This window comes from Ferrovibrio sp. (genome assembly GCF_046297895.1).
GTDB lineage: Bacteria > Pseudomonadota > Alphaproteobacteria > Ferrovibrionales > Ferrovibrionaceae > Ferrovibrio.
The window spans coordinates 48,530-70,903 of the sequence record NZ_JBKBHC010000010.1 but is presented as its reverse complement, the minus strand read 5'-3'; the positions used below and the strand labels follow the sequence as shown (position 1 = coordinate 70,903).

The 22,374-nt window shown below is 65.1% G+C and carries 24 protein-coding genes; 17 read left to right on the top strand and 7 right to left on the bottom strand.

Translation table 11 applies throughout. The features are described 5' to 3' along the window. Positions 1-4 precede the first annotated feature (4 nt). From ccmE to ACK4FK_RS16995, 10 genes are all read left to right on the top strand, one after another. Entirely contained in the window at positions 5-472 is a 468-nt protein-coding gene (gene ccmE, locus ACK4FK_RS17040) for a cytochrome c maturation protein CcmE (protein WP_409746604.1), read from the top strand. Next, positions 469-2,448 carry a heme lyase CcmF/NrfE family subunit gene (locus tag ACK4FK_RS17035; protein WP_409746379.1) on the top strand — a complete coding sequence of 660 codons (1,980 nt, stop codon included), beginning with the start codon at positions 469-471 and terminating at the stop codon, positions 2,446-2,448. Before ccmE ends, ACK4FK_RS17035 begins: the two co-directional genes overlap by 4 nt. 9 nt (positions 2,449-2,457) lie before the next feature. Next, a complete protein-coding gene (locus ACK4FK_RS17030) occupies positions 2,458-3,012 on the top strand; it encodes a DsbE family thiol:disulfide interchange protein (protein ID WP_409746378.1) in 555 nt (184 codons plus the stop codon). Beyond that, on the top strand, positions 3,006-3,476 hold the full coding sequence (locus tag ACK4FK_RS17025; RefSeq protein ID WP_409746377.1) for a cytochrome c-type biogenesis protein: 471 nt from the start codon (positions 3,006-3,008) through the stop codon (positions 3,474-3,476). The genes ACK4FK_RS17030 and ACK4FK_RS17025 overlap by 7 nt, the downstream gene beginning before the upstream one ends. Beyond that, on the top strand, positions 3,476-4,855 hold the full coding sequence (ccmI, locus tag ACK4FK_RS17020; RefSeq protein WP_409746376.1) for a c-type cytochrome biogenesis protein CcmI: 1,380 nt from the start codon (positions 3,476-3,478) through the stop codon (positions 4,853-4,855). The genes ACK4FK_RS17025 and ccmI overlap by 1 nt, the downstream gene beginning before the upstream one ends. 100 nt (positions 4,856-4,955) lie before the next feature. Continuing rightward, complete coding sequence (locus tag ACK4FK_RS17015) at positions 4,956-5,234, top strand: hypothetical protein (RefSeq protein WP_409746375.1); 279 nt, start codon at positions 4,956-4,958, stop codon at positions 5,232-5,234. A 95-nt stretch (positions 5,235-5,329) separates the two neighbouring features. Continuing rightward, positions 5,330-6,361, top strand: a complete 1,032-nt coding sequence (locus tag ACK4FK_RS17010) for an ABC transporter substrate-binding protein (RefSeq protein ID WP_409746374.1) — start codon at positions 5,330-5,332, stop codon at positions 6,359-6,361. Positions 6,362-6,381: 20 nt separating this feature from the next. Continuing rightward, the gene (locus tag ACK4FK_RS17005) at positions 6,382-7,155 is read left to right on the top strand and encodes an ABC transporter ATP-binding protein (protein WP_409746373.1); all 774 of its coding nucleotides are present in this window, start codon (positions 6,382-6,384) and stop codon (positions 7,153-7,155) included. Continuing rightward, entirely contained in the window at positions 7,148-7,939 is a 792-nt protein-coding gene (locus ACK4FK_RS17000) for an ABC transporter permease (protein WP_409746372.1), read from the top strand. The genes ACK4FK_RS17005 and ACK4FK_RS17000 overlap by 8 nt, the downstream gene beginning before the upstream one ends. A 16-nt stretch (positions 7,940-7,955) precedes the next feature. Beyond that, entirely contained in the window at positions 7,956-9,263 is a 1,308-nt protein-coding gene (locus ACK4FK_RS16995; protein WP_409746371.1) for an FAD-dependent oxidoreductase, read from the top strand. A gap of 15 nt (positions 9,264-9,278) precedes the next feature. On the opposite strand, the gene ACK4FK_RS16990 is transcribed toward ACK4FK_RS16995, so the two are convergent. After that, on the bottom strand, positions 9,279-9,758 hold the full coding sequence (locus tag ACK4FK_RS16990; protein WP_409746370.1) for a MarR family winged helix-turn-helix transcriptional regulator: 480 nt from the start codon (positions 9,756-9,758) through the stop codon (positions 9,279-9,281). Positions 9,759-9,949: 191 nt separating this feature from the next. On the opposite strand from ACK4FK_RS16990, the gene ACK4FK_RS16985 reads away from it, so the two are divergent. From ACK4FK_RS16985 to ACK4FK_RS16960, 6 genes are all read left to right on the top strand, one after another. Then, a complete protein-coding gene (locus ACK4FK_RS16985) occupies positions 9,950-10,486 on the top strand; it encodes an NUDIX domain-containing protein (RefSeq protein ID WP_409746369.1) in 537 nt (178 codons plus the stop codon). Positions 10,487-10,642: 156 nt separating this feature from the next. Further along, positions 10,643-11,803 carry an ABC transporter ATP-binding protein gene (locus ACK4FK_RS16980; protein WP_409746368.1) on the top strand — a complete coding sequence of 387 codons (1,161 nt, stop codon included), beginning with the start codon at positions 10,643-10,645 and terminating at the stop codon, positions 11,801-11,803. Beyond that, positions 11,796-12,710 carry a carbohydrate ABC transporter permease gene (locus ACK4FK_RS16975; RefSeq protein WP_409746367.1) on the top strand — a complete coding sequence of 305 codons (915 nt, stop codon included), beginning with the start codon at positions 11,796-11,798 and terminating at the stop codon, positions 12,708-12,710. Before ACK4FK_RS16980 ends, ACK4FK_RS16975 begins: the two co-directional genes overlap by 8 nt. After that, positions 12,707-13,540 carry a carbohydrate ABC transporter permease gene (locus tag ACK4FK_RS16970; RefSeq protein WP_409746366.1) on the top strand — a complete coding sequence of 278 codons (834 nt, stop codon included), beginning with the start codon at positions 12,707-12,709 and terminating at the stop codon, positions 13,538-13,540. The genes ACK4FK_RS16975 and ACK4FK_RS16970 overlap by 4 nt, the downstream gene beginning before the upstream one ends. 25 nt (positions 13,541-13,565) lie before the next feature. Further along, positions 13,566-14,828, top strand: a complete 1,263-nt coding sequence (locus ACK4FK_RS16965) for an ABC transporter substrate-binding protein (RefSeq protein ID WP_409746365.1) — start codon at positions 13,566-13,568, stop codon at positions 14,826-14,828. 65 nt (positions 14,829-14,893) lie between these two features. Next, entirely contained in the window at positions 14,894-15,742 is an 849-nt protein-coding gene (locus tag ACK4FK_RS16960) for a phosphodiesterase (protein WP_409746364.1), read from the top strand. Positions 15,743-15,747: 5 nt separating this feature from the next. Here the strand turns inward: ACK4FK_RS16960 and ftsY are convergent, their stop codons facing one another. From ftsY to ACK4FK_RS16935, 5 genes are all read right to left on the bottom strand, one after another. Further along, on the bottom strand, positions 15,748-16,707 hold the full coding sequence (gene ftsY, locus ACK4FK_RS16955) for a signal recognition particle-docking protein FtsY (RefSeq protein ID WP_409746363.1): 960 nt from the start codon (positions 16,705-16,707) through the stop codon (positions 15,748-15,750). Then, positions 16,704-17,957 carry a tRNA (N(6)-L-threonylcarbamoyladenosine(37)-C(2))-methylthiotransferase MtaB gene (gene mtaB / locus ACK4FK_RS16950; RefSeq protein WP_409746362.1) on the bottom strand — a complete coding sequence of 418 codons (1,254 nt, stop codon included), beginning with the start codon at positions 17,955-17,957 and terminating at the stop codon, positions 16,704-16,706. Before mtaB ends, ftsY begins: the two co-directional genes overlap by 4 nt. Positions 17,958-17,960: 3 nt before the next feature. After that, positions 17,961-18,812 carry a diaminopimelate epimerase gene (gene dapF / locus ACK4FK_RS16945; protein WP_409746361.1) on the bottom strand — a complete coding sequence of 284 codons (852 nt, stop codon included), beginning with the start codon at positions 18,810-18,812 and terminating at the stop codon, positions 17,961-17,963. A gap of 90 nt (positions 18,813-18,902) precedes the next feature. Next, positions 18,903-19,403 carry an Hpt domain-containing protein gene (locus tag ACK4FK_RS16940; RefSeq protein ID WP_409746360.1) on the bottom strand — a complete coding sequence of 167 codons (501 nt, stop codon included), beginning with the start codon at positions 19,401-19,403 and terminating at the stop codon, positions 18,903-18,905. Positions 19,404-19,412: 9 nt separating this feature from the next. Beyond that, positions 19,413-19,910 (bottom strand): response regulator, encoded by a 498-nt coding sequence (locus ACK4FK_RS16935; protein ID WP_409746359.1) that lies wholly within the window; start codon positions 19,908-19,910, stop codon positions 19,413-19,415. Positions 19,911-20,113: 203 nt separating this feature from the next. On the opposite strand from ACK4FK_RS16935, the gene ACK4FK_RS16930 reads away from it, so the two are divergent. Next, positions 20,114-21,316 carry a multidrug effflux MFS transporter gene (locus ACK4FK_RS16930; protein ID WP_409746358.1) on the top strand — a complete coding sequence of 401 codons (1,203 nt, stop codon included), beginning with the start codon at positions 20,114-20,116 and terminating at the stop codon, positions 21,314-21,316. A gap of 11 nt (positions 21,317-21,327) precedes the next feature. Here ACK4FK_RS16930 and thyX read toward each other — a convergent pair whose 3' ends face one another. Further along, entirely contained in the window at positions 21,328-22,266 is a 939-nt protein-coding gene (thyX, locus tag ACK4FK_RS16925) for an FAD-dependent thymidylate synthase (protein WP_409746357.1), read from the bottom strand. Between the last annotated feature and the right edge of the window lie 108 nt (positions 22,267-22,374).

Sequence of the window (22,374 nt, the reverse complement as noted above, 5' to 3'; positions counted from 1 at the left end):
GGGCATGTCGCGCAAGCGCAAGCGCCTGCTGGCCGTGCTGGGCCTCGTGGCGGGCCTGGGCGTCGCCGTGGCGCTGATGCTCTCGGCCTTCAACGAGAATCTGGTCTTCTTCCACAGCCCGTCCGATGTGGTGGAAAAACAACTGCCGGCCGACAAGCGCTTCCGCATCGGCGGACTGGTGGTGCAGGGCAGCGTGAAGAAGGACGGGCTCAACACCGAATTCGCCGTAACCGACATGCGCCATGAAGTGCGCGTCAGCTATACCGGCATCCTGCCCGACCTGTTCCGCGAGGGGCAGGGCGTGGTGGCGAATGGCAAGCTCGACCGCGAGGGACGCTTCGTCGCCTCCGAGGTGCTGGCCAAGCACGACGAGAATTACATGCCGCCGGAAGTGGCCGATGCGCTGAAGAAGTCCGGCCAGTGGCATGAAAAAACTGGCGACCATCTGAAAATGGTGAAGCCCGGCTCATGATTGCCGAACTCGGCCATATCGCCCTGATCCTCGCGCTCTGTCTGGCGCTGCTGCAGGGCATCCTGCCGCTGGTCGGCGCCGCCCGCGGCATCGATGGCTGGATCGCAATGGGCCCGCAGGCCGCGCTCGGCCAGGCCGTGCTGGTGGCGTTTGCCTTCGGCTGCCTGACCTATGCCTATGTGACGTCGGATTTCTCGGTGCTGAACGTGGCCGAGAATTCGCACACCCTGAAACCCATGCTCTACAAGATCAGCGGCGTGTGGGGGAATCACGAAGGGTCGCTGCTGCTCTGGATTCTGATCCTGGTGGTCTTCGGCGCCGCCGTCGCCGTGTTCGGCGGCAACCTGCCGGCCACGCTGAAGGCCCGGGTGCTGGCCATCCAGGGCCTGATCGGCGTCGGCTTCCTGGCATTCATCCTGTTCACCTCCAATCCATTCGCCCGGCTGTTGCCGCCGCCGCTGGAAGGCCGCGGCCTCAATCCCCTGCTGCAGGATCCGGGTCTCGCCTTCCATCCGCCGTTTCTTTATCTCGGCTATGTCGGCTTCTCGGTGGCGTTTTCCTTCGCAGTCGCCGCCCTGATCGAGGGACGGGTCGATCCGGCCTGGGCGCGCTGGGTACGACCCTGGACGCTGGCGGCTTGGTGCTTCCTCACCCTCGGCATCGCGCTCGGTTCCTGGTGGGCCTATTACGAACTGGGCTGGGGCGGCTGGTGGTTCTGGGACCCGGTCGAGAATGCCTCCTTCATGCCCTGGCTGGCCGGCACGGCCCTGCTGCATTCCGCCATCGTGGTGGAAAAGCGCGACACGCTGAAGAGCTGGACCATCCTGCTCGCCATCCTCACTTTTTCGCTCAGCCTGCTTGGCACCTTCCTGGTGCGCTCGGGCGTGATCAATTCGGTGCATGCCTTCGCCACCGATCCCACGCGTGGCGTCTTCATTCTGCTCTTTCTCGCCGTTGTGGTGGGTGGCAGCCTGGCGCTCTATGCGCTGCGTGCGCCCGCCTTGCAGGGGGTCGGTGTTTTTGCGCCGATCAGCCGCGAAGGCGCGCTGGTGCTGAACAACCTGCTGCTGGCGGTGGCCACGGCGGCGGTCCTGCTCGGCACGCTCTATCCCGTGGCGCTGGATGCGATCAGCGGCGCGAAGGTCTCGGTCGGCCCGCAGTATTTCAACGCCGTGTTCATTCCGCTGATGGCGCCGCTGGTGGCCGCGATAGCGGTCGGGCCGCTGCTGGCCTGGAAGCGCGGCGATCTGGCCGCCGCGCTTCAGCGCCTTGTGCCGGCTGCTATAGCTCTGCTCGTCGCGCTGGCTCTGGGCCTGTGGCTGATGGATGCAAAAAACTTCTACAGTCTGCTCGGTCTGGTTCTGGCCGCCTGGCTCGGCATCGGTGCGCTCTGCGAGATGGCCCTGCGCGTCAAGCTGTTCAGTGCGCCGCTGTCGGAGATGCTTAACCGTGCCCGGTTTCTGCCGCGTGCCGCCTGGGGCATGACGGTGGCGCATATGGGTGTCGCCATGCTGGTGCTGGGCATCGCCGTCTCCGAAACCTGGCAGGTCGAGGTGCAGCAGGTGATGAAGCCGGGCGAGGTGGCGAAAGTCGGGCCGGTGGAATACCGCTTTCTCGGCGTGCAGCCCGTCAAGGGGCCGAACTACACCGCCCAGCAGGGCCGTTTCGAGGTGCTGGAGAATGGCCGCGTGGTGCGTGAGATGCGCCCGGCCCAGCGGCGCTACCAGCAGCCGCCGATGGAAACCACCGAGGCGGCGATCCGGCCCTCGCCGGTGGCCGATCTCTATGCCGTGGTGGGCGAGGGCAATGCCGAAACCGGCTGGGCCGTGCGGCTGTATTGGAAGCCGATGGTATCCTGGATCTGGATCGGCGCGCTGGTCATGACTCTTGGCGGCATGCTGTCGCTTTCCGATCGCCGCCATCGTGTCGGTGCCCCGGTGCGCCGGCGCCAGGTCGCGCCGTCGGCGGCCGAATAGGAATTGCGCATGCGCCTTGCCTATGTGGCTCCGCTGGTCGTTTTCGCGCTGATCGGGCTTGGACTCGCCGTCGGCCTCACCCTCAATCCGCGCGAGATTCCGTCCGCCCTGATCGGCCGGCCGGTGCCGGAATTCTCATTGCCGCCGGTGCAGGGCCGCACGCTTGGCCTCGCTACGGCCGACCTGAAGGCCGGCGAGCCCAGCGTGGTGAATGTATTCGCCTCCTGGTGCGTGCCATGCCGCGTCGAGCATCCGCTGCTGCTGGCGCTCAAGCGCGACAATCTCGCGCCGATTCACGGCCTGAACTACAAGGACGATCCGGCTGACGTGGCGAAATGGCTGGACCAGCTCGGCGATCCCTTCACCCGCACCGGCGCCGACCGCAATGGCCGCGTTGGCATTGACTGGGGCGTGTATGGCGTGCCGGAAACCTTTGTGGTCGACGGCAAGGGCAACATCGTGTGCAAGCATGTCGGTCCGCTCACCGACTGGGACATGGACAACAAGATCCGCCCCCTGCTGCGCGATCTGAAGGCGGGTCAGCCGAGCAAGGTGAAATGCTGAAACGTTTCACGCTCCTGTTTGTGCTGCTGCTGGCCGCCCCTGCCGCGGCCCAGCATCTGGACGACCGCCTGGCCGATCCGGTGCAGGAGCTGCGCGCCCGCGAATTGTCACGCGAATTGCGCTGCCTGGTCTGTCAGAATCAGTCGATCGAGGATTCCAATGCCCCGCTGGCCCGCGATCTGCGCCGCATCGTGCGCGAGCGCGTCGCAGCCGGCGACAGCGACCGGGCCATCCTGGACTATCTGGTGGCGCGCTATGGCGAGTGGGTTCTGCTCAAGCCGCGCTTCAACCTGCAGACCCTGCTGCTCTGGCTCGGCCCCGTGCTGTTCCTCGTCATTGGCGGCATGATCGTTTTCTTCCTCTATCGCCGCCAGCGCATGGCGCCGACCCCGCCTGCCGCGCCGCTGGATGCCGAGGAGCAGAAGCGGCTCGCGGCGCTCCTCGATGAAGGAGAGCGGCGCTGATGCTGTGGCTCGGTTTTGCCCTGCTGGCGCTGGTGGCGCTGGGTTTCCTGCTCTGGCCGCTGCTGCGCCAGCGACGCGCGGAATCGGATCGCAAGGCGCATGACCTGGCAGTCTACCGCGCCCAGCTTGACGAGGTGGCGCAGGATCTGGCGCGCGGCGCGCTGAGCGAGGGCGAGGCGGCGGCTGCGAAACTGGAAATCCAGCGCCGGCTGCTGCGTGCCGATGCCGCCAGCGATTCATCTGTTGCCAGTCCGGCCGGCCGCGACATCCGACTTGCCACCATGATCGCCCTGGTGCTGGTGCCGCTGCTGGGTGGCGGGCTGTATCTGGCGCTGGGACGTCCCGATGCGGCCGAGTTCAATCTGGCCCAGGCGCGCGCCCGCGCCGAGCGCGAGGCGCAGCTGCGCCAGGATACCGAGCGCATGATCGTGCAGTTGCGCGAACGGCTGGCCGCTTCGCCCGAGCGTACCGATGGCTGGCTGATGCTGGGCCGTTCGCTGCTGCTGACCGACCGGCCTGCCGAGGCCGTCGAGGCGTTTGATCGTGTCATCGCGCTGCAGCCCGGCGAGGTCGAGGCCTATGCCCTGCGCGCGGAAGCCTTGACGCTGGCGGCGGATGGTTCGGTCACCGAGGCGGCGCAGCGCGACTTCCGCGCCGTGCTGGAACGCGACCCCCAGCATCCCGGCGCGCGGTATTATCTCGGTCTTGCCCGTCTGCAGCAGGGCGATACGCGCGGCGCCTATGACAACTGGTACGCGCTGGCGGCCGACAGTCCCGCAGATGCGCCCTGGCTGGAAACCGTGCAGAGCCGCCTGCGCGAACTGGCGCCGCGTCTGGGAATCGCGCTCGCCCAGGCCGTGCCGCAGCCCAAAGCAGCCGAAGGCCCGGGACCAGACCAGTCCCAGGTGGAGGCGGCCCAGATGATGTCGGAAGCCGAGCGCGCCGAGATGATCCGCGGCATGGTGGAGCGACTGGCCGAACGGCTGAAGGAAAATCCGGACGACGCCGATGGCTGGCTGCGGCTGGCCCGCGCCCGCGAGGTGCTGGGCGATGTTGATGCCGCCCGCGAGGCCCTGCGCCGCGCCGTGGCGCTGCAGCCCGACCGGGTGGAAAGCCGCATGGCGCTCGCTTTCAACCTGGCTGGCGCCAGCGTGAGGAGCCGTGACCCGCTGCCCGCCGAGGCGATAACCGAATTCCGCGCCGTACTGCAGCGCGCCCCCAACCATGCCCAGGCCCTCTGGTTTGTCGGTCGCGGCGCCTATGAGGCCGGGGACAAGGCCGGCGCGGCCGAACACTGGAACCGCCTACTGGCCCTGCTGCCGCCCGGCTCGCCCGAGGCGCGCGAACTCTCCGAGCGTATCGTCAGCCTGACGCGCTGAATCGGCAGGCGGCCTTGGCCCGTTAACTTTCGTTTAAGGGAGTCCTGCGCGTAATCGGGCCGGGTTGAGGGGCCATTCCGGCCTCCGGACTGGGTGAGTCATGGCCGTCGGACCAAGCAACAATCTTCTTTCCGCGCTGTCGCAGCTGCAGGGTTCGGCCCGTCCGCCCGCGTCGCAGCCGCGCCCGCCCCAGCAGAGCCAGAACAGCTTCGCCGCCCAGCTCGGCGGCGTGAATGCGATCCGCGCCAATGCACCGGCGATGCAGACCGCCGCGCAGGTTGCAGAGCAGCCGCAAACCACGACCGCTCCGGCCCAGCAGTCGAGGCCGATCCCGGCCCGCGGCGGCTATCTCGGCCAGTACGTCAATATCGTGGTCTGATTCAACCGATCGTATACGGCCGGTTTGATTGACGCCGCCGGACCCGGCGGCTAGCTTTGCCCCCTCATAGCCATACAAGAATTTGGGGGAACGCCATGATATCGCGCCGTCCGCTGCTCGCCATTTGCGCCGCCATTCTGCTGTCGCCTGCCATCGCGGCGGCACAGCCAAAGGACAAGGTCGCCATCTCGGCGCTGCCGTTCATCTCCACCGCGCCGATTTTCATCGCCAAGGAACGCGGCTATTTCGATGCCGAGGGCATCGATCTCGACATCAAGATCTTCAATGCGGCCCAGGCCGTGGCCGTGGCCGTGGCTTCCAACGACACCCAGTTCGGCATCACCGCCTTCACCGGCGGTTTCTTCAACCTGGCTGGCAAGGGCGCGCTGAAGGTGATCGCGGCGCAAAGCCGCGAAGAGCCGGGCTATAATTTCGTCGCCTATGTCGCCTCGAAGAAGGCCTATGACGCCGGCTTCCGCTCGCCGAAGGATTTCGCGGGCAAAAGCGTGGCGATCACCACGGTGGGTTCCAGCTTTCACTACAATCTCGGCATGCTGGCCGACAAATACGGCTTCAAGCTCGACAGCGTGCAGATGAAGCCGGTGCAGTCGATCCCCAACATGATGGCGGCACTGTCGGGCGGCCAGGTGGATGCCACCATACTGCCGGCCAACAATGCGCTGAAACTCGAAGAAGAGGGCGCCGGCAAGATCATCGGCTGGGTGCATGAGCATACCCCCTGGCAGCTTGGCGTGCTGTTTGCCTCGTCCAAGATCGTGAAGGAGCAGCGCCTGCTGGTCGAACGCTTCGTGCGCGCCTACCAGAAGGGTCTGGCCGATTACGCGGCCGCCTTCCTGGCCAAGGATTCCCAGGGCAACCGCATGATCGGCGAGAAGGCGCTAGCCCTGATGCCGGTGCTGGAGAAGTGGGTGCAGCCAAAGCCGAGCATCGACACCGTGAAAGTGGCCGCCAATTACATGGATCCGCAGGGCCGCCTGCTGGTGAAGAACATCTATGACCAGCTCGCCTGGTATCAGGCCCAGGGCCTGGCCGACAAATCGGTGAAGGCTGAGGAATTCCTCGATCTCAGTTTCGTGAAGGGCCATCTCGACCTGCCGAAGCGGTAAGCGGCCGGCAGGCAAAGACCATGCAGGTGGTGCTGGATGGGGTCGGCTACGCCTATGGCGAATTGCCGGTCCTGCAAGGGATCAGCTTTTCGGTTGCCGAAGGCGAGACGGCAGCCCTGATCGGGCCGTCGGGCTGCGGCAAGTCCACCCTGCTCAATCTCGTCGGCGGCCTGCTGCAGCAGCAATCGGGCCGCATCACCACGCCGGGCACGCCGCCGCCCGGCTGTCTCAATCCGCTCACCTTCGTGTTCCAGGATTTTGCCCTGCTGCCCTGGCGCAGCGTGGCTGGCAATGTTGCCCTGGCGCTGGAACATCATGCCTTGGGCCGCGCCGAGCGCGAGGCACGCATTGGGGAGGTGCTGAACCTTTGCGGCTTGGCCGATTTCGCCAATGCCCTGCCGAAACAGCTTTCCGGCGGCATGCGCCAGCGCGTCGGCATCGCCCGCGCGATCGCGGTGAAACCTGCCGTGCTGCTGATGGACGAACCGCTTTCGGCGCTGGATGCGCAGACCCGCGAATTGCTGATGGAAGACCTGGTGGCGATCTGGACGCGCGAACGCACCACCACGCTGTATGTGACGCATAATCTGTCGGAGGCCGTGCGGCTGGCCGACAAGGTTGTGGTGCTGTCCCGCCGGCCGGGCCGGATCAAGCGCATTGTCGCGATCCCGGTGCCGGTGGCGGATCGCCACAAACCCGAACATACCGCTGCCTTGCAGGCCCTGCAGGACGAACTCTGGAGCCTGATCAAGACCGAGGCGCAGGTGGCAGACCGCGAGGTGCAGGATGTCTGAAACCCATCCAACCGTGCCTTTCCGTGGTCGCGGTTTTGTACCGGCCACCAGGCGCTGGGCGCCCTGGCTTGCCTTCGCGCTGATTATCGCGGCCTGGGAGATCGCCTCCGACACCGGCCTGCTGCCGGCCCTGTTCATGCCCGCGCCGCACGAGGTGGTGATGGCGCTTTACGACCTGCTGGCCGATGGCCGGCTGGTGGGCCATATCACCGCCTCGCTGCAGCGCATCGTCGGTGGCTGGCTGCTGGGCAGCTTTGCCGGCCTGTGTTTCGGCTTTGCCATGGGCATCTTCGTGCTGGCCCGCTCGGTCGGCCTGCCGGTGGTGGCGGCCCTGTTTCCCATCCCGAAGATCGCCCTGCTGCCGCTGTTCATCCTGTGGTTCGGCATCGGCGAACCTTCCAAGATCGCCACCATCGCCCTCGGTGTTTTTTTTCCCACCGTGGTCAGCACCTATTCGGCGGTCGATAACGTGCCGCGCAACCTGATCCGCATGGCGCAGAGCTTCGGTCTCTCTACGGCGGCAATCGTGTGGAAGGTGGTGCTGCCCGGCGCCATGCCCGGCATTCTTGCCGGTTTCCGCATCTCGTCCTCGATTGCCCTGATCCTGGTGGTGGCAGCCGAGATGATCGGCACCCAGGTTGGCATCGGCGCCTTCGTGCTGGCTGCAGGCAATCTCATGCAGACCGACCAGCTGGTCGGCGGCGTGGTGCTGCTCTCGCTGCTCGGCCTGACCATAAGCTGGCTGCTCGGGATCGCCGAGAAAATCCTGCTGCGCTGGCGCTAGGGCGGATGGATCAGCCATGACCGATCATCCGATCCCGGCCACCCGCATGGTGCGGCAGGATGGCCTCGCGCCGCCGCGCGTGCTGGAGGCCGACATCGTCGTGCTGGGCGCCGGCATCAGCGGCATTTCGGCGGCGCTGGAAGCCACAAGGCTGGGGCGCCGCGTCGTGCTGGTCGATGCCGGGCAACAGCTTGGCGGACAGTCCACCGGCAGCCTGCTGGGCACCTTCTGCGGCTTCTATTCCAACGGCCCCGATCCCTATCGTGTGGTCTACGGCATTGTGGACGAGATGTTCGCGCATCTGAGGAAGGCCGATGCCTTCCATCTGCGCCGCGGCCGCAACAGCTACATTCCGCTCTATCAGGAACAGGCGCTGGTGCGCTGGATCGAGCAGGCGGTGCATGGCGCCGGGATCGACGTGCTGCTGGGCGCCATATTGCTGGGTGTGAAACGCGATGGCGGGCGTATCGAGACTTTGTCGCTCGCCACCCGTTTCGGGCCGGTGGAGCTGCGCGGCCAGGGCTTTGTTGATGCCTCCGGCGATGCCGCACTGAGTTACGGCGCCGGCTTCGCCTGCCGCGAACCGGTCAGTCCTATCATGGGCACGCTGATGTTCACCCTGGAAGGTTTCGACGAGGCGGCCGCCCTGCAAATCGACCGCTGGGCGATGCAGGCGCATCTGGCCGAACACGGGGGTCGTTATGGCCTGGTGCGGCGCGACGGCTTTGTTTTCGCCTTCCCCGGCAAGGGTCAGGCCACGGTGAACATGACCCATGTGGAGACGCCGCTTGATCCGTTGGGGCTGGCGGCCGCCCAGGCCGAGGGTCGTGCCCAGGCCGACCGCGTGGTGGACTTCCTGCGCGGCGAATATCCGCAGGTCTTCGGCTCCGCCCGCGTGCGGCAATACGGCATGCTCGGCATCCGCCAGACGCGCTGGATCGTCGGCGGCCACAGCATCATGCTGGACGAGGTGCGGCGCGGCACGAAGCCGGCCGATGCCATCCTGCGCTGCTCCTGGCCGGTCGAACTGCATGATCGCGCCGAGGACGTGCATTGGGAGGAATTCGGCGACGACCACCTGCATTACGTGCCGCTGCGCGCCATGCTGCCGGTCGGTGCCGACAATCTGGTGGCCGCCGGCCGCTGTATCGACGGCGATCCGGCCGCGCTCAGTTCGGTGCGCGTGATGGGCCCGTGCATCGCCATGGGCGCGGCGGCGGCCCATGCGCTCGATCTCGCCGGCGCCGGCTCGGTGCAGCAGATCGACATTGCCGCCCTGCAGGGGCGGCTGGCCGACAACCTGACACGCTGCGACCGCGATTAGGCGGCCGCAGGCAGGTCAGCCGCGCTGTTCGAGCGTTTCCACCAACTGACGCAGCAGGGCGATGAAATCGGCACGCTTGGCAGGCGAAAGCGGTTCGAGGATGCGCTCCTGCGACCGCATCACGCCGGGCTGGGCCGCGCGCAACTGCTTTTCGCCGTCTGCCGTTACCGCCAGGGCATTGGTGCGCCGGTCGGTTTCGGTTCGCTGGCGCACCAGCAGGCCGCGCTTGATCAGCCGCGCCACCATTTCCGCCACGGTCGACCGGTCGATGCCGGTCTGCCGCACGAGATCCACCTGGCTGATGCCGCTGTTCTGGTAGATCGCAAGCAGCAGCGCGAATTGCCGCGGCGTCAGGCCGTTGCTGCCCACTTCGGCAGTGTATAGGTCGACGGCGAGCTGCTGGCAGCGCCGCAGCAGATGGCCCGGCGCCTCCTGCAGGTTGAAGCTGCCGAGCGTATCGCCGGCCGCTGCATGGGTGGTCTTGTCCCCCGACATGGGACCTCCCTATTTTATGGTTATTGTTGTTACGCCTACCTGTTACTGGACGGTTTTTGAGTACCGCTTCTCAGTTCACTGATAAAACGCCATTCCGAGGCTGCTCGTCCAGAGGGAGCTGTAATAAATTCAGGCTCCAGGCGATTGTGTGCATACAAACTTGCTTGACGGCGCAACCAAAGAAACCGGTTATGCAGAATCCCAAGAAATATCGATTTTCCGAGCGCATGCCCGACGGGGACAACCGCGATCGTCTGGTCTGCGACGATTGCGGCTGGATACATTACGTCAACCCAAAGGTGGTCGTCGGTGCGGTAATCGGACATGACGGCAGGATCCTGCTCTGCCGCCGTGCCATCGAGCCGCGCAAGGGCTTCTGGACCATTCCGGCCGGTTATATGGAAGAACGCGAAACCTCGGAGGCCGGGGCCGCGCGCGAGGCCAGGGAAGAAGCCTGCGCCGAAATTAAGATCGATGCCCTGCTGGCGGTCTACAACATCCCGCGCATCAGCCAGGTGCAGCTGATCTACCGGGCCACGCTGGCCGCTCCCGATTTTGCCGCCGGCCCGGAATCCCTGGAAGTGCGGCTGTTCGCCTGGGACGAGATTCCCTGGGCCGATCTGGCATTTCCCTCGGTGCACTGGGCACTGAGCCATTACCGGGCGGTGCAGGGGCTGGAGCGGTTTCCGGCGCATACCAATCCGCCGGGCGAGGTCGGGAATTACTGATTCCACGGACTGCTGATCGACAGGTCTAGAACGGCCACCGCCATCGTCTAGCGATTCCTTCGTTCCGTCACCGAAGTGCCGTGAACCGGTCACGGCGCATTCATCGGTATGCAAAGAGCCGCGCTTAAGGCTTCCCCACGCAAGGGGGATAAAGCCATGGCCGGAGTCGTGATCGAGGCAATCCGCAAGTCCTTTGGGGCCACACAGGTTCTGAAGGGCGTTTCCCTGGATATCGCCGATCGCGAATTCATGACCCTGGTCGGCCCTTCCGGCTGCGGCAAAAGCACGCTTTTGCGCATCATTGCCGGTCTGGAGCAGCAGGACGAGGGCGATATCAGCATCGGCGGCACCAGCGCCGGACACAAACGTGCCGCCGACCGCGATCTGGCGATGGTATTCCAGTCCTATGCCCTCTACCCGCATCTATCCGCCCGCGACAACATCGCCCTGCCGCTGACGATGCGGCGATTGAATGCTTGGCAGCGCCTGCCCCTGTTGGGCCGGCTCCTGCCTGGCACGTCAACCGCACGGGCGACCATCGCCGGCGAAGTCACGCGCGTGGCGGAAATCCTGCAGATTAGCCATCTGCTTGAGCGCAAGCCGGCACAGCTTTCGGGCGGCCAACGTCAGCGCGTCGCGCTCGGCCGCGCCATGGTGCGGCACCCGGCTGCGTTCCTGATGGACGAGCCGCTCAGCAACCTGGATGCCAAGCTGCGCGAGCATATGCGAACCGAGATCGCCCAGCTCCACCAGCAACTTGCTGCCACGTTCATCTACGTCACGCACGATCAGGCCGAGGCGATGACGATGTCGGACCGCATCGCCGTAATGATGGATGGTGAAATCCTGCAGGTTGCGGGGCCTGACGTGATCTATGCCGATCCGGTCGATCTGCGGGTGGCCGAATTTATCGGCAGCCCGAAGATCAATGTGGTGCCGGCAGAGATTGATGGCGATGGCATCTTACGCGTCGGTGCCGCCCGTTTCGATATTGCTACTGCCCTGCCGCCAGGCAGCCAGCTCAGGCTCGCCTTCCGGCCGGAGGCGGCGGAACTCGACGCGTCTACGCCGGCCACGCTGTCGGGCCGGGTGGTGATCCGCGAGAATCTTGGTTCCGATTTGCTGGTGCATGTGCGGCTTGATGCCGCCGCCGATCCGGTGATCGTGCGGCTGCCGGCGCGCCAGCTAGGTGTACGCGAAAACGATCGCATCGGCCTGCATGTCCCGGTCGATCGCATATTGCTGTTCGCCAGTGACGGTCGACGGCTGCATGCCCGGCCGCAACCCGCGCAGGCACGGGAGTTGGCCTATGGCTGAGGCCATCCTGCACCAGACAGCGCCCCGGCGCTGGCAGATCGACCGCGCGGCGGTGCCGTATCTGCTGGCCGGGCCGGCTGTCGCCCTCATGCTGCTGCTGCTGATCGGGCCGGTGCTCACCGTGCTGCTGCTGTCCTTCACCGACTACCAGCTCGGCGCCGGAGGCGTGGCTTTCATCGGATTCGAGAACTACGTCGAGCTGGCCGGGGAGAAGGTATTCTGGAAATCCCTGGGCAATACGCTCGCCTATGTCGGCGTGGTTGTTCCGGCGTCGGTGGCGCTGGGGCTTGGCGTGGCGCTGCTGATCGAAAGCGGCCGGTCTTGGCGGGCCTTTTACCGGGCGGCCTTCTTCGTGCCGGTGATGGCCACGCTGATTGCCATGGCGATCGCCTGGGAATTCATGCTGCACCCGCAATTCGGCCTGATCAACCTGATGCTCAGGCCGCTTGGCATGCCGGCGCAGAACTGGCTGAACGACCCCGGGCTCGCGCTCTGGGTGCTGGCCGTGATCGGCATCTGGCAGTCTTTCGGATTCAACATGGTGCTGTTTCTAGCCGGCATCGTCTCGATCCCAAAGCATCTCTACGAAGCCGCCGAAATGGATGGCGCGCGCAGCAGTTGGGAACGCTTCCGCCTGGTCACCTGGCCGATGCTGGGGCCGGTGACGATGTTCGTGGTGGTGATCACCGCGATCCGTTCCTTCCAGGTCTTCGACACCGTGCACGCGCTCACCAAGGGTGGGCCGGTCAAGGCAACGGAGGTGCTGCTCTACACCATGTATGCCGAGGGCTTTGAATTCCTGCGTTCCGGCTATGCCGCCGCCATTGCAGTGATCTTCCTGATCTTCGTCCTGATCCTCACCGTGATCAAGGCAAGGCTGCTCGATCGCAGGGTGCATTACGGATGAACGCGCAATCCTCCGGTCTCCGTTTTGTGCTGCGACATGCGGTGTTGCTGGTCGGCGTGGCTGTCGTGCTGTTGCCGTTCGCCTGGATGATCGCCACCTCCTTGAAACCCGATGCCGAGATTTTTATCAGCGAAATCCGCTGGTGGCCCGACAAGCTCCATGCCGTCGAGAATTACAGCCAGGCGTTCACCAAGGCGCCGCTGGCCCGTTTCCTGCTCAATGGCGTCATCGTCACCGTTTCGATCTTTGTGCTGCAGGTGATCGTTGCCCTGCCAGCGGCCTATGCCCTGGCCAAGCTGCGCTTCTATGGCCGCGAAACCCTATTCGCCCTGGTGTTGCTCTGTCTGCTGATCCCGCCACATGCCATTGCCGTGCCGCTGTTTCTGCTGTTTCACCACCTGGGCATCCTCGACAGTTACGCCGCCCTGATTGTGCCATGGATCATCTCGGTATTCGGAATCTTCCTGATGCGGCAGTTCTTCATGACCGTGCCCGACGATCTGATCGACGCTGCCCGCATGGATGGCATGTCGGAATTCGCCATCGTCTGGCGCGTCATGCTGCCTACTGCCGTTCCGGCCATCACCGCATTCGGCATTTTCTCGGTTATCGCGCACTGGAACGACTACTTCTGGCCGCTGATCGCACTCAACAGCGAGCAGTATTACACGCCGCCGCTTGGCGTTATCAGCTTCCGCAACCAGGAAGCCGGAACCTCCTATGGGCCGCTGATGGCGGCGGCCACCATCATCATCATGCCGCTCGTCATCGCTTTCCTGCTCGCGCAGAAGCGGTTCATCGAGGGCATCGCATTCACCGGCCTGAAATAGGCCGCAACAGGAGAGGAGAGAGTCTATGCGCAAGATGATTATGGCGGCCGCAGCCGTACTGATGGGGGTATCCACCGCCCATGCAACCGAGATCGTGATCCAATATCCCTATGGCGAATTGTTTAACGGCACGCACCAGCAGATCGCAGCGGAATTCGCCAAGAAGCGGCCTGATATCAAGGTCACGTTCCGCGCGCCGTATGATTCCTACGAGGAAGCGACGCAGAAAATTCTGCGCGAGTCGATCACCAAGCAGATGCCGGATGTTACCTTCCAGGGGTTGAACCGCATCCGCATCATGGTGGATCGCAATATCGCCGTGCCACTGGATGATTTCATCAAGGCCGAGAAGAACTTCGAAACCGAAGGGTTCCACCAGGCGATGTTCGACATCGGCACGCAGCAGGGCAAGGTCTACGCGCTGCCTTTCGCCATCTCGCTGCCGATCGCCTACTACAACCTCGATCTCGTAAAGAAGGCGGGTGGCGACCCGAACAACCTGCCCAAGACCTGGGATGAGGTCTTCGTGCTGGCCAAGAAGATCAAGGCGCTCGGCAGTGACGTCAATGGCGCCACCATCGCCTGGGACATCACCGGCAACTGGCTGTGGCAGGCCCCGGTATTCAGCCAGGGCGGCAGCATGCTGAACGCCGATGAAAGCAAGGTCGCTTTCGACGGTCCGGAAGGGCAGTTCGCGATCAATGTCTTCGCGCGTTTCGTCCGGGATGCGCAGATGCCGAACCTGACGCAGCCGGACATGCGCGCCGCTTTCGCTGCGGGCAAGACAGGCATTCATTTCACCTCCACTTCGGACCTGGCCAAGGTGACTGAAATGGTCGCCGGAAAGTTCCAGCTCAAGACCCATCATTTCCCGGATGTGAAGCCGGGTGTCGGCCGCCTGCCGGCCGGCGGCAATCTTGGTGTGATCACTGCCACCGATCCGGCCAAGCAGAAGGCAGCCTGGGAAGTGATGAAATTCTGGCATGGCCCGGAAGGTGCCGCGATCATGGCCAAGACGACGGGCTACATGCCGCCGAACAAGAAGGCCAACGACGTCTACCTGAAGGATTTCTACGAGAAGAATCCGAACAACTACACCGCGGTCAGCCAGCTCAGCCTGCTGACCAAGTGGTATGCCTTCCCCGGCGAGAACGGCCTGAAGATCACCGACGTGATCAAGGATCACCTGCAGTCGGTAGTGAACGGCCAGCGTGCCGGCGAGCCGCAGGCTGTGCTGAAGGACATGGCCCGCGACGTGCAGAAGCTGCTGCCCAAGACGCGATCCTGACCTGACCATGCGGGCGGGGCGGACCGAAATCCGCTCCGTCCGTCTTCATTTAGAAAGGCTGCCGCATGACCAAGCTGATCCACATCACCGATACCCATCTCGTCGAACCGGGTCGTCTGCTGTATGGCCTCAACCCGCAGGCGCGCCTTGCCGCCGCCGTTGACGACATCAACCGCAATCATCCCGATGCCGCCCTGGTGGTGATCACCGGCGATCTCACCCACTGGGGCGAGAGCGTGGCGTACGAGGCCTTGCGCGAGGTGCTGGACGACCTGATTCCGCCCTGCATCCCCTTGCTGGGCAATCATGACGATCGGCCTACATTCCGCGGGGTTTTCCCCAATGTGCCGGTGGACGAAAACGGCTTCATCCAGGGTCGTTATGACGTGGCAGAAGGGCGATTGCTGTTTCTCGATACCAATCAGCCCGGCACCCATGCCGGCTGGTATTGCGAGCAGCGTCAGGACTGGCTGCGGCGTCAGCTCAGCGCCGCTGGCGAGAAGCCGCTGTTCGTCTTCATGCATCATCCGCCCTTCGAGGTCGGCATCGGCCCGATGGACCGCATCGGCCTGATCCAGCGCGAGCAGGTGGCGGCCCTGATGCGGCCACATCGCCAGAATCTGCGGCATGTGTTTTTCGGCCATGTACACCGGCCGATCGTCGGCAGCTGGATGGGCGTGCCGTTCTCCACCATGCGGGCAACCAACCACCAGGTCTGGCTCGATTTCCGCGCCGAACAGCTTGCGGCCGTGCCAGGCAGCCACGAACCTCCGGCCTATGCCGTGGTGATCCTGCGCGGCGAGGATGTGGTGATCCACTTCCATGATTATCTCGATGACAGCCGCAAATTCCCGCTCGGCGGCCAGACCCAGGACGAGCGCGAATACGCCTATACCTTCGAACCGGCGGAGTGATCGGCCTACTGGCCGGGCTGTTCCAGCCCGGCCAGTGCCTGGGCGAATCCCGCGGCGGAAAATGGCTGCAGGTCGGCCGCCTGCTCGCCGACGCCGATATAATGCACCGGCAGGCCGAATTTGTCGGCAATCGCCACCAGCACGCCACCGCGCGCCGTGCCGTCCAGCTTGGTGATCACCAGCCCGGTCACGGCGCAGATTTCCTTGAAGGTGGCCACCTGGCTCAGCGCGTTCTGTCCCGTGGTGGCATCCAGCACCAGCAGCACGTGATGCGGCGCCTCGGGCAGCTGCTTCTTGATCACGCGCACGATCTTGGCCAACTCGCCCATCAGGTCGGCCTTGTTCTGCAGCCGGCCGGCGGTATCGATCAGCAGCACGTCGATCTTCTGTTCGCGTGCCTGCGTCACGGCATCGAAGGCCAGACCGGCTGCATCGCTGCCGGTCTCGCGCGCCAGCACGGGCGCCTTCACCCGCTCGCCCCAGACCTTGAGCTGTTCGATGGCGGCGGCGCGGAAGGTGTCGCCAGCGGCCAGCATCACGCTTTTGCCGTCCTCGCGCAGGCGCGCGGCGATCTTGCCGATGGTGGTGGTTTTGCCCACGCCGTTCACGCCCACCACCAGCACCACCTGCGGCCTGTCGCCTTCCAGCGCCAGCGGCCGTTCCACCGGCCGCAGCAGGCCGGCAACGGAATCAGCGAGGGCGGCGCGGATTTCCTCGGCCGAGATGTCCTTGTCGAAACGGTCTTTGGCGATATCCTTGACGATGCGCGCGGCCGTGCTCACGCCCAGATCCGCCTTGATCAGCGTCTCCTCCAGGTCGTCCAGCGCGTCCTGGTCCAGCTTGCGTTTGGTGAAGAGTGCGCCGATCTGCTCGCCGAGCTGGCCGGCCGACCGCGACAGGCCGGCCTTCAGGCGGCTGAACCAGCCCGGCTTCTTCTCGGTGGTATTGTTCTCGGCCTCGCTCATGCGGCCTCCAGCCATAACTTGCCGTCATGCGCCGCCGCGATGCGCGCGGTGACGACGCTGCCTTTTTCCATGCTGTCCGGCAGGATCACCGGCGCATAGGTCTCGTCGCGGCCCAGGCCCTGCTGCTCGACCAGGATGCTGGCTTGGCTGCCGATGCGGCTGCTGAGGAAACGGTTGAGCGCAGCATCGGCGCGACGGCGCAGATCGGCGGCGCGCGCCCGGCGCAGTTCGATGGGCAGTTGCGGCATGCGCGCCGCCGGCGTGCCGGGACGGGGCGAATAGGGGAAGACGTGCACGAAGGCCAGGCTGGCTGCATCGATCAGCTCCGCGCTGCGCTGGAATGCATCGTCGCTTTCGGTCGGGAAGCCGGCGATCAGATCGGCGCCCAGCGCGATGCCGGGCCGCAGGGTCTGCAGCCTCGCCGCGACCTCCAGCGCCTGCCGGCGGCTATGCCGCCGCTTCATGCGCTTCAGGATCAGGTCGTCGCCGGCCTGCAGGCTCAAATGCGCGTGCGGCATCACGCGCGGCTCTTCGGCATAGAGCCGGAACAGATCCTCGTCGATCTCGGCGGGATCGAGCGACGAGAAGCGCAGCCGTTCGATCTGCGGCACCAGATCCAGCAGCCGGCGCGTCGCCTGGCCCAAAGTCGGCCGGCCGGGCAGGTCGTGGCCGTAGGAGGTGATGTCAACGCCGGTCAGCACGAATTCGCGATAGCCGTGCGCGGCCATGGCGCGGGCCTGCTCCACCACGGCGCCAAGCGGCAGCGAACGGCTCGGGCCGCGACCATAAGGGATGATGCAGAAGGTGCAGCGGTGGTCGCAGCCCTGCTGGATTTCCAGATAGGCGCGCGGTCGGCCGGGGAAATGGCTCACGGCGGGCAGGGCGGGCGGTGCATCGGTCTGGATGTCGCCGACGCTGACACGCGGCGCACCGGCGCCAATGCCGCGCCAGGCAGCCTCGCCCAGCTTCTCGCGGTTGCCGATCACATGGTCCACCTCCGCCATGGCGGCAAAGCCCGCGGCATTCACCTGGGCGGCACAGCCGGTGACGACGATGCGGGCATCGGGCCGTTCACGTCGCAGCCGCCGGATCGCCTGGCGCGCCTGTTTCTCGGCTTCCGCCGTCACCGCGCAGGTGTTGACCACCACCACATCGTCGCGGCCCAGTTGCTCCAGCAGGCCGCGGATCGCCTCGCCCTCATAGGCATTCAGGCGACAGCCGAAATTCAGTACGGAGGTTTTATCCGCCATGCCTCAGGCGGCGTCCGCCGCAGTCCAGAAGCTGGGCGGGATTTCGCCGCGGAATGCCTCGGTGGCCGGGCCGGTCATGTAGATGTGGTTATCTGCCGCCCATTCGATGGTCAGCACGCCGCCGTCCAGGATGATCTCGGCCTTGCGCTCGACCAGTTCGCGCCGGGCTGCCGCCACCAACGTGGCACAGGCACCGGTGCCGCAGGCCCGCGTGATGCCAGCGCCGCGTTCCCACACCCGCATGCGAATCTGGGTGCGGTCGATCACCTGGGCGAATTCCACGTTGATGCGCTGGGGGAACAGCGGGTCATGCTCGATCTTCGGGCCGATCTCGGCCAGCGGTACGGTTTCCGCATCGGGCACGAAAAACACCACATGCGGGTTGCCGACATTCACCGCCCCAGGATGGCTGAAGCCGCCGAAGCTGTAATCCATGCGCAGGGTATTCATCTCGCGCGCCAGCGGAATGGCCTGCCAGTCGAAGCGCGGCTCGCCCATATCCACGGTGATCTGGCCCCTGGCGCTGCCGCGTGCCTGCAGCCAGCCGCCCAGGGTGTCGATGCTGACCGCATCGCGGCCATTCTCCTGCATCAGCAGGCTGGCTACGCAGCGCGCCGCGTTGCCGCAGGACTCCACTTCGCCGCCATCGGCATTGTGGATGCGCATGAAGGCATCCGCCTTGTCCGACCGTTCGATGGTGATCATCTGGTCGAAACCCACGCCGCGCCGCCGGTCGCCCAGCAGGCGCACCGCCGCCTTGTCCAGGGGCAGCGGATGGCCGCGCGCGTCCAGCACGACGAAATCGTTGCCGAGGCCGTGCATCTTGACGAAGGGGAGGGCGATGGTCGGGTGCATGCGGGGGTTATAGGGCGGGGGAGCCGGGGTGTCCAGAACACGGTCTCGCCCGGCCCCGCCGCAAACCCGGAAAGGCGGGAAAAAGCCGGTTCAGCCCGCCTTGGTGCCGGGCTTGGCCTTGTCCACGGCCGCTCTCAGCGAGGCGCGTAGCTGGGCCTCCAGGGCGCCGCCCGAGCCCTTGATGCGGTGGGAAATCACCACATAGAGGGTATCGACATGGATGCTGACGATTTCCTGCTGCAATTCGTCCAGGTCTTCCAGTTCCTTCAGGAAATCGTGCAGGGACTTGGCGAACTCGGTCAGCAGCGGATAGCCGAACACGCCGCCCATGCCCTTGATCTGGAAAGCCTCCTCGCGGATATGCTCCAGCACCTCGCGCCGTGCCGAGGGGTCGGCGGCAGCCCGGCTCAGGGCCTCGCGCAGCCCCTTCAGCGTCTCGACGGTCTGCTCAAGGAACTGCACGCTGGTATTCTCGACCAGCGCTTCCATCTTCTTCAGCATCTCCTCATCGAGCCTGAGGTCGACGCCGGTCTTGTAGTTGACGGCCTTGCGCTTGAGGTCGCCGCGATTGGGAATAATTTTCCGGCGCATGGCGGCGATTTAGTCAGGCTTGTTCTGGCGCCGGTCAACGCCCTCGAAGGGGAGCTGCTGGCGGCGCCGGTCAGGGCCGAAATAGCCCGGCACGCTGACGAAATCGCGCGGCCGCGCAATCACCGAAACTAGCCGGCGATACATGCCGTCGGCCGTGAAGGGTTTGGCGAGGAACTCGGTCACGCCCTTGTCGCGCGACTCCATGACGTATTCCATTTCCGAATTCGCCGTCAGCATGATCACCGGCATCATCCGATCGGGCGAGGTGCCGTCGGTGCGCAGCCATTCGAGCAGTTCAAGGCCCGAGCGCGGTTTCAGATTCCATTCGGTGATCATAACGTCGTAACCGCCGGAGCGCAGCGTGGCGATGGCCTTTTCGCTGTCTCGCACCGTCGATACCTGATGACAGCCCAGCATCATCAGGATGTCCTTCACCAGCTGACACATCAGCTTGTTGGAATCCACGATGAGGAAGCGGATGTGACTGAAGTCGATCTTTTCCGACATTCCCTGAACCGAAGCCCCCTTGCGATTCTTTTTGCCCCTGCCCGGGCGCCGTCCCTCCACCCGGGCGATAGGTGCTAGAATCATGGAAATACTTTTACGATCATATATATACTGGTGGCCGGACGAAGCCAACCAACCTGTGACACTTAAAAGCGGGTAGCAAGGCTTCCCATTCTACCTTTGGCTCTGGCTGCCTTTCTCGCATGTCGAAATCGCCACCCCCAAGGGGGCTCCTGCTTCTGCTTACGGTCCTGTTCGCCAACGGAATTCTGGCGGCGACCATGTATCTGCCGTCCCTGCCGGCGATCAGCGAGGGGCTGCAGGTTCCGGTCGACGTGCTGCCCCTGACCCTGACGGTCTATTTTGCCACTTTTGCCGGCGGACAGCTGGTATACGGCCCGTTGAGCGACCGTTACGGTCGCCGGCCCCTGCTGTTGGGCGGCCTGGTGATCATGGTCCTTGGCTCGATCGCCTGCGCACTGGCGGAAAGCCTGACGGCGCTGCTATGGGCACGGGCGATGCAGGGCCTTGGCGCGGCCAGCGCCATGGCCACCGGTCGCGCGATCGTGAACGATGTCTACGATCGTCAGCAGGCGGCGCGGGCGACCTCGGTCATCTCCGCTTCGCTGGCCCTTGCCCCGATTCTCGCCCCCCTGCTGGGCGGCCTGATCGAGCATTATCTGGACTGGCGGATCAATTTCTGGATCAACGGCGGCATCACGCTGGCCGTGCTGCTGATGCTGGTTCAGCGCCTGCCCGAGACCCATGTCCCCGGGCCTGCGGACGGCCCCCTGCTGCGCAGCATCCTGGCGGCCTATCGCTTCCTGCTCTCCAACCGCGCCTTCCTCACCTTCGGTCTGCTGAACCTGGGCATTTTCGCCGGCCTGCATGGTTTCAGCGCCGGCGCCCCGGCCGTTCTGATCGGCACCATGGAACTGAGCGCGGTGAATTACGGCGTTTTGATCGCCCTGGGCAGTGCGGGGTTCTTCGTCGGTGCGCTGCTCTCCTCGTGGCTCGGCGGCCGGCTCGGCCTTTTGCGCATGATCGATGCCGGCGTGATCTGCACGCTGGTCGGCGGCGTGGGCATGGCTCTGTATGTCGGGCTGGTCGAACCCAGCGTCACCGCGATCATCCTGCTGCGCCTGGTCTGGGCCGTCGGCATGGGGCTGGCGATGCCCAATTCGGTGGTCGGCGCGGTGGGCGTGAATCCGGCCACACTCGGCGCCGGCGCTGCCCTGTCAGGATTTCTGCAAACGGCGGGCGGCGGGCTGGGATCGGCGGTCAACGCCCTGGTTCCGGCCGGCGATCCGCTCTCCTTGAGCATCGCCTTTGCCGGCACGGCGGTGTTCGGCGCAGTGGTCTGGGTAATCAGCCGTCAGGCGACCCGGGCAGTGCTGTCGCGCTGACCCGCCGGGCATCAGCCTTCGGGCTTCAGCACCGCCATCAATTCGCGCCATTCCCGCGCGCTCAGGCCGGAGCTGGCCTGATCCACGGTCTCGCCGGCCAGCATGCGACGCACTGCTTTCAGCGCGGTGGCCGACAGGCTGGCGCCGCCGACGCGATATTCCATGAAGGCGTCGTAACAGGCCGGCACCCAGCGCTTCACGGTATCGAGCATCGCCTCGGCATAGACGCGGATCTCGTATTGCGCATGGCTGTCGGCGCGCAGGCTCAGGAAATGCAGCAGGTTCAGCAGGTCTGTCTTCCAGTACCACTGGGTATAGAAATTCAGCGTCAGGTTCATGCGCGCCAGCTCGCGCGCCAGCCCCTCGCGGTTTTCGTCGCGTTTGCTACCATCGGGCCGTTCATTCAGCATTTCCTCATACGAGGCATAGGACTGCATTGCGTCGCGCTTCAGCAGGTCCAGCACGCGGGCGGCTTCCGCCCCGGTCAGCAGGTCGCCGCGGCCCTGGCGGTTCGAACTGGACTGCGCCGCCAGCTGGTCGGGCGCGGGGATGTAGAACTCGTTGTCCAGGATCGAATAGCGCGCGGAATATTCGTTCACATTGGCGGTGCGATGCCGGATCCACTGCCGCGCCACGAAGATCGGCAGCTTCACATGGTATTTGATCTCGCACATCTCGAACGGCGTGGTGTGCCGGTGGCGCATCAGGTAGTTGATCAGGCCGCGATCCTCGCTGACCTTCTTGGTGCCGCGGCCGTAGGAGACGCGGGCGGCCTGCACCACGGCGGAATCGTCGCCCATGTAGTCGATCACCCGCACGAAGCCGTGGTCCAGCACGCTGAGCGGCTCGTAGAGGATCTCTTCCAGGGCCGGCACGGTGGCGCGGCGGGTCGGCTGGGACTGGCTGCGCAGGGCGGCGATCTCGGCGGCCTGTTCCGGCGTCATGGTCATTGCGGGTCTCTCCGGCGGGCAAATCCGGCGACTCGGGCCGCCGGGCGAAAGGCAGGTGGTTATAGACCGGCCGGCCGAGTCTCAAAAAGACCTGGACCCGAAAAAGCC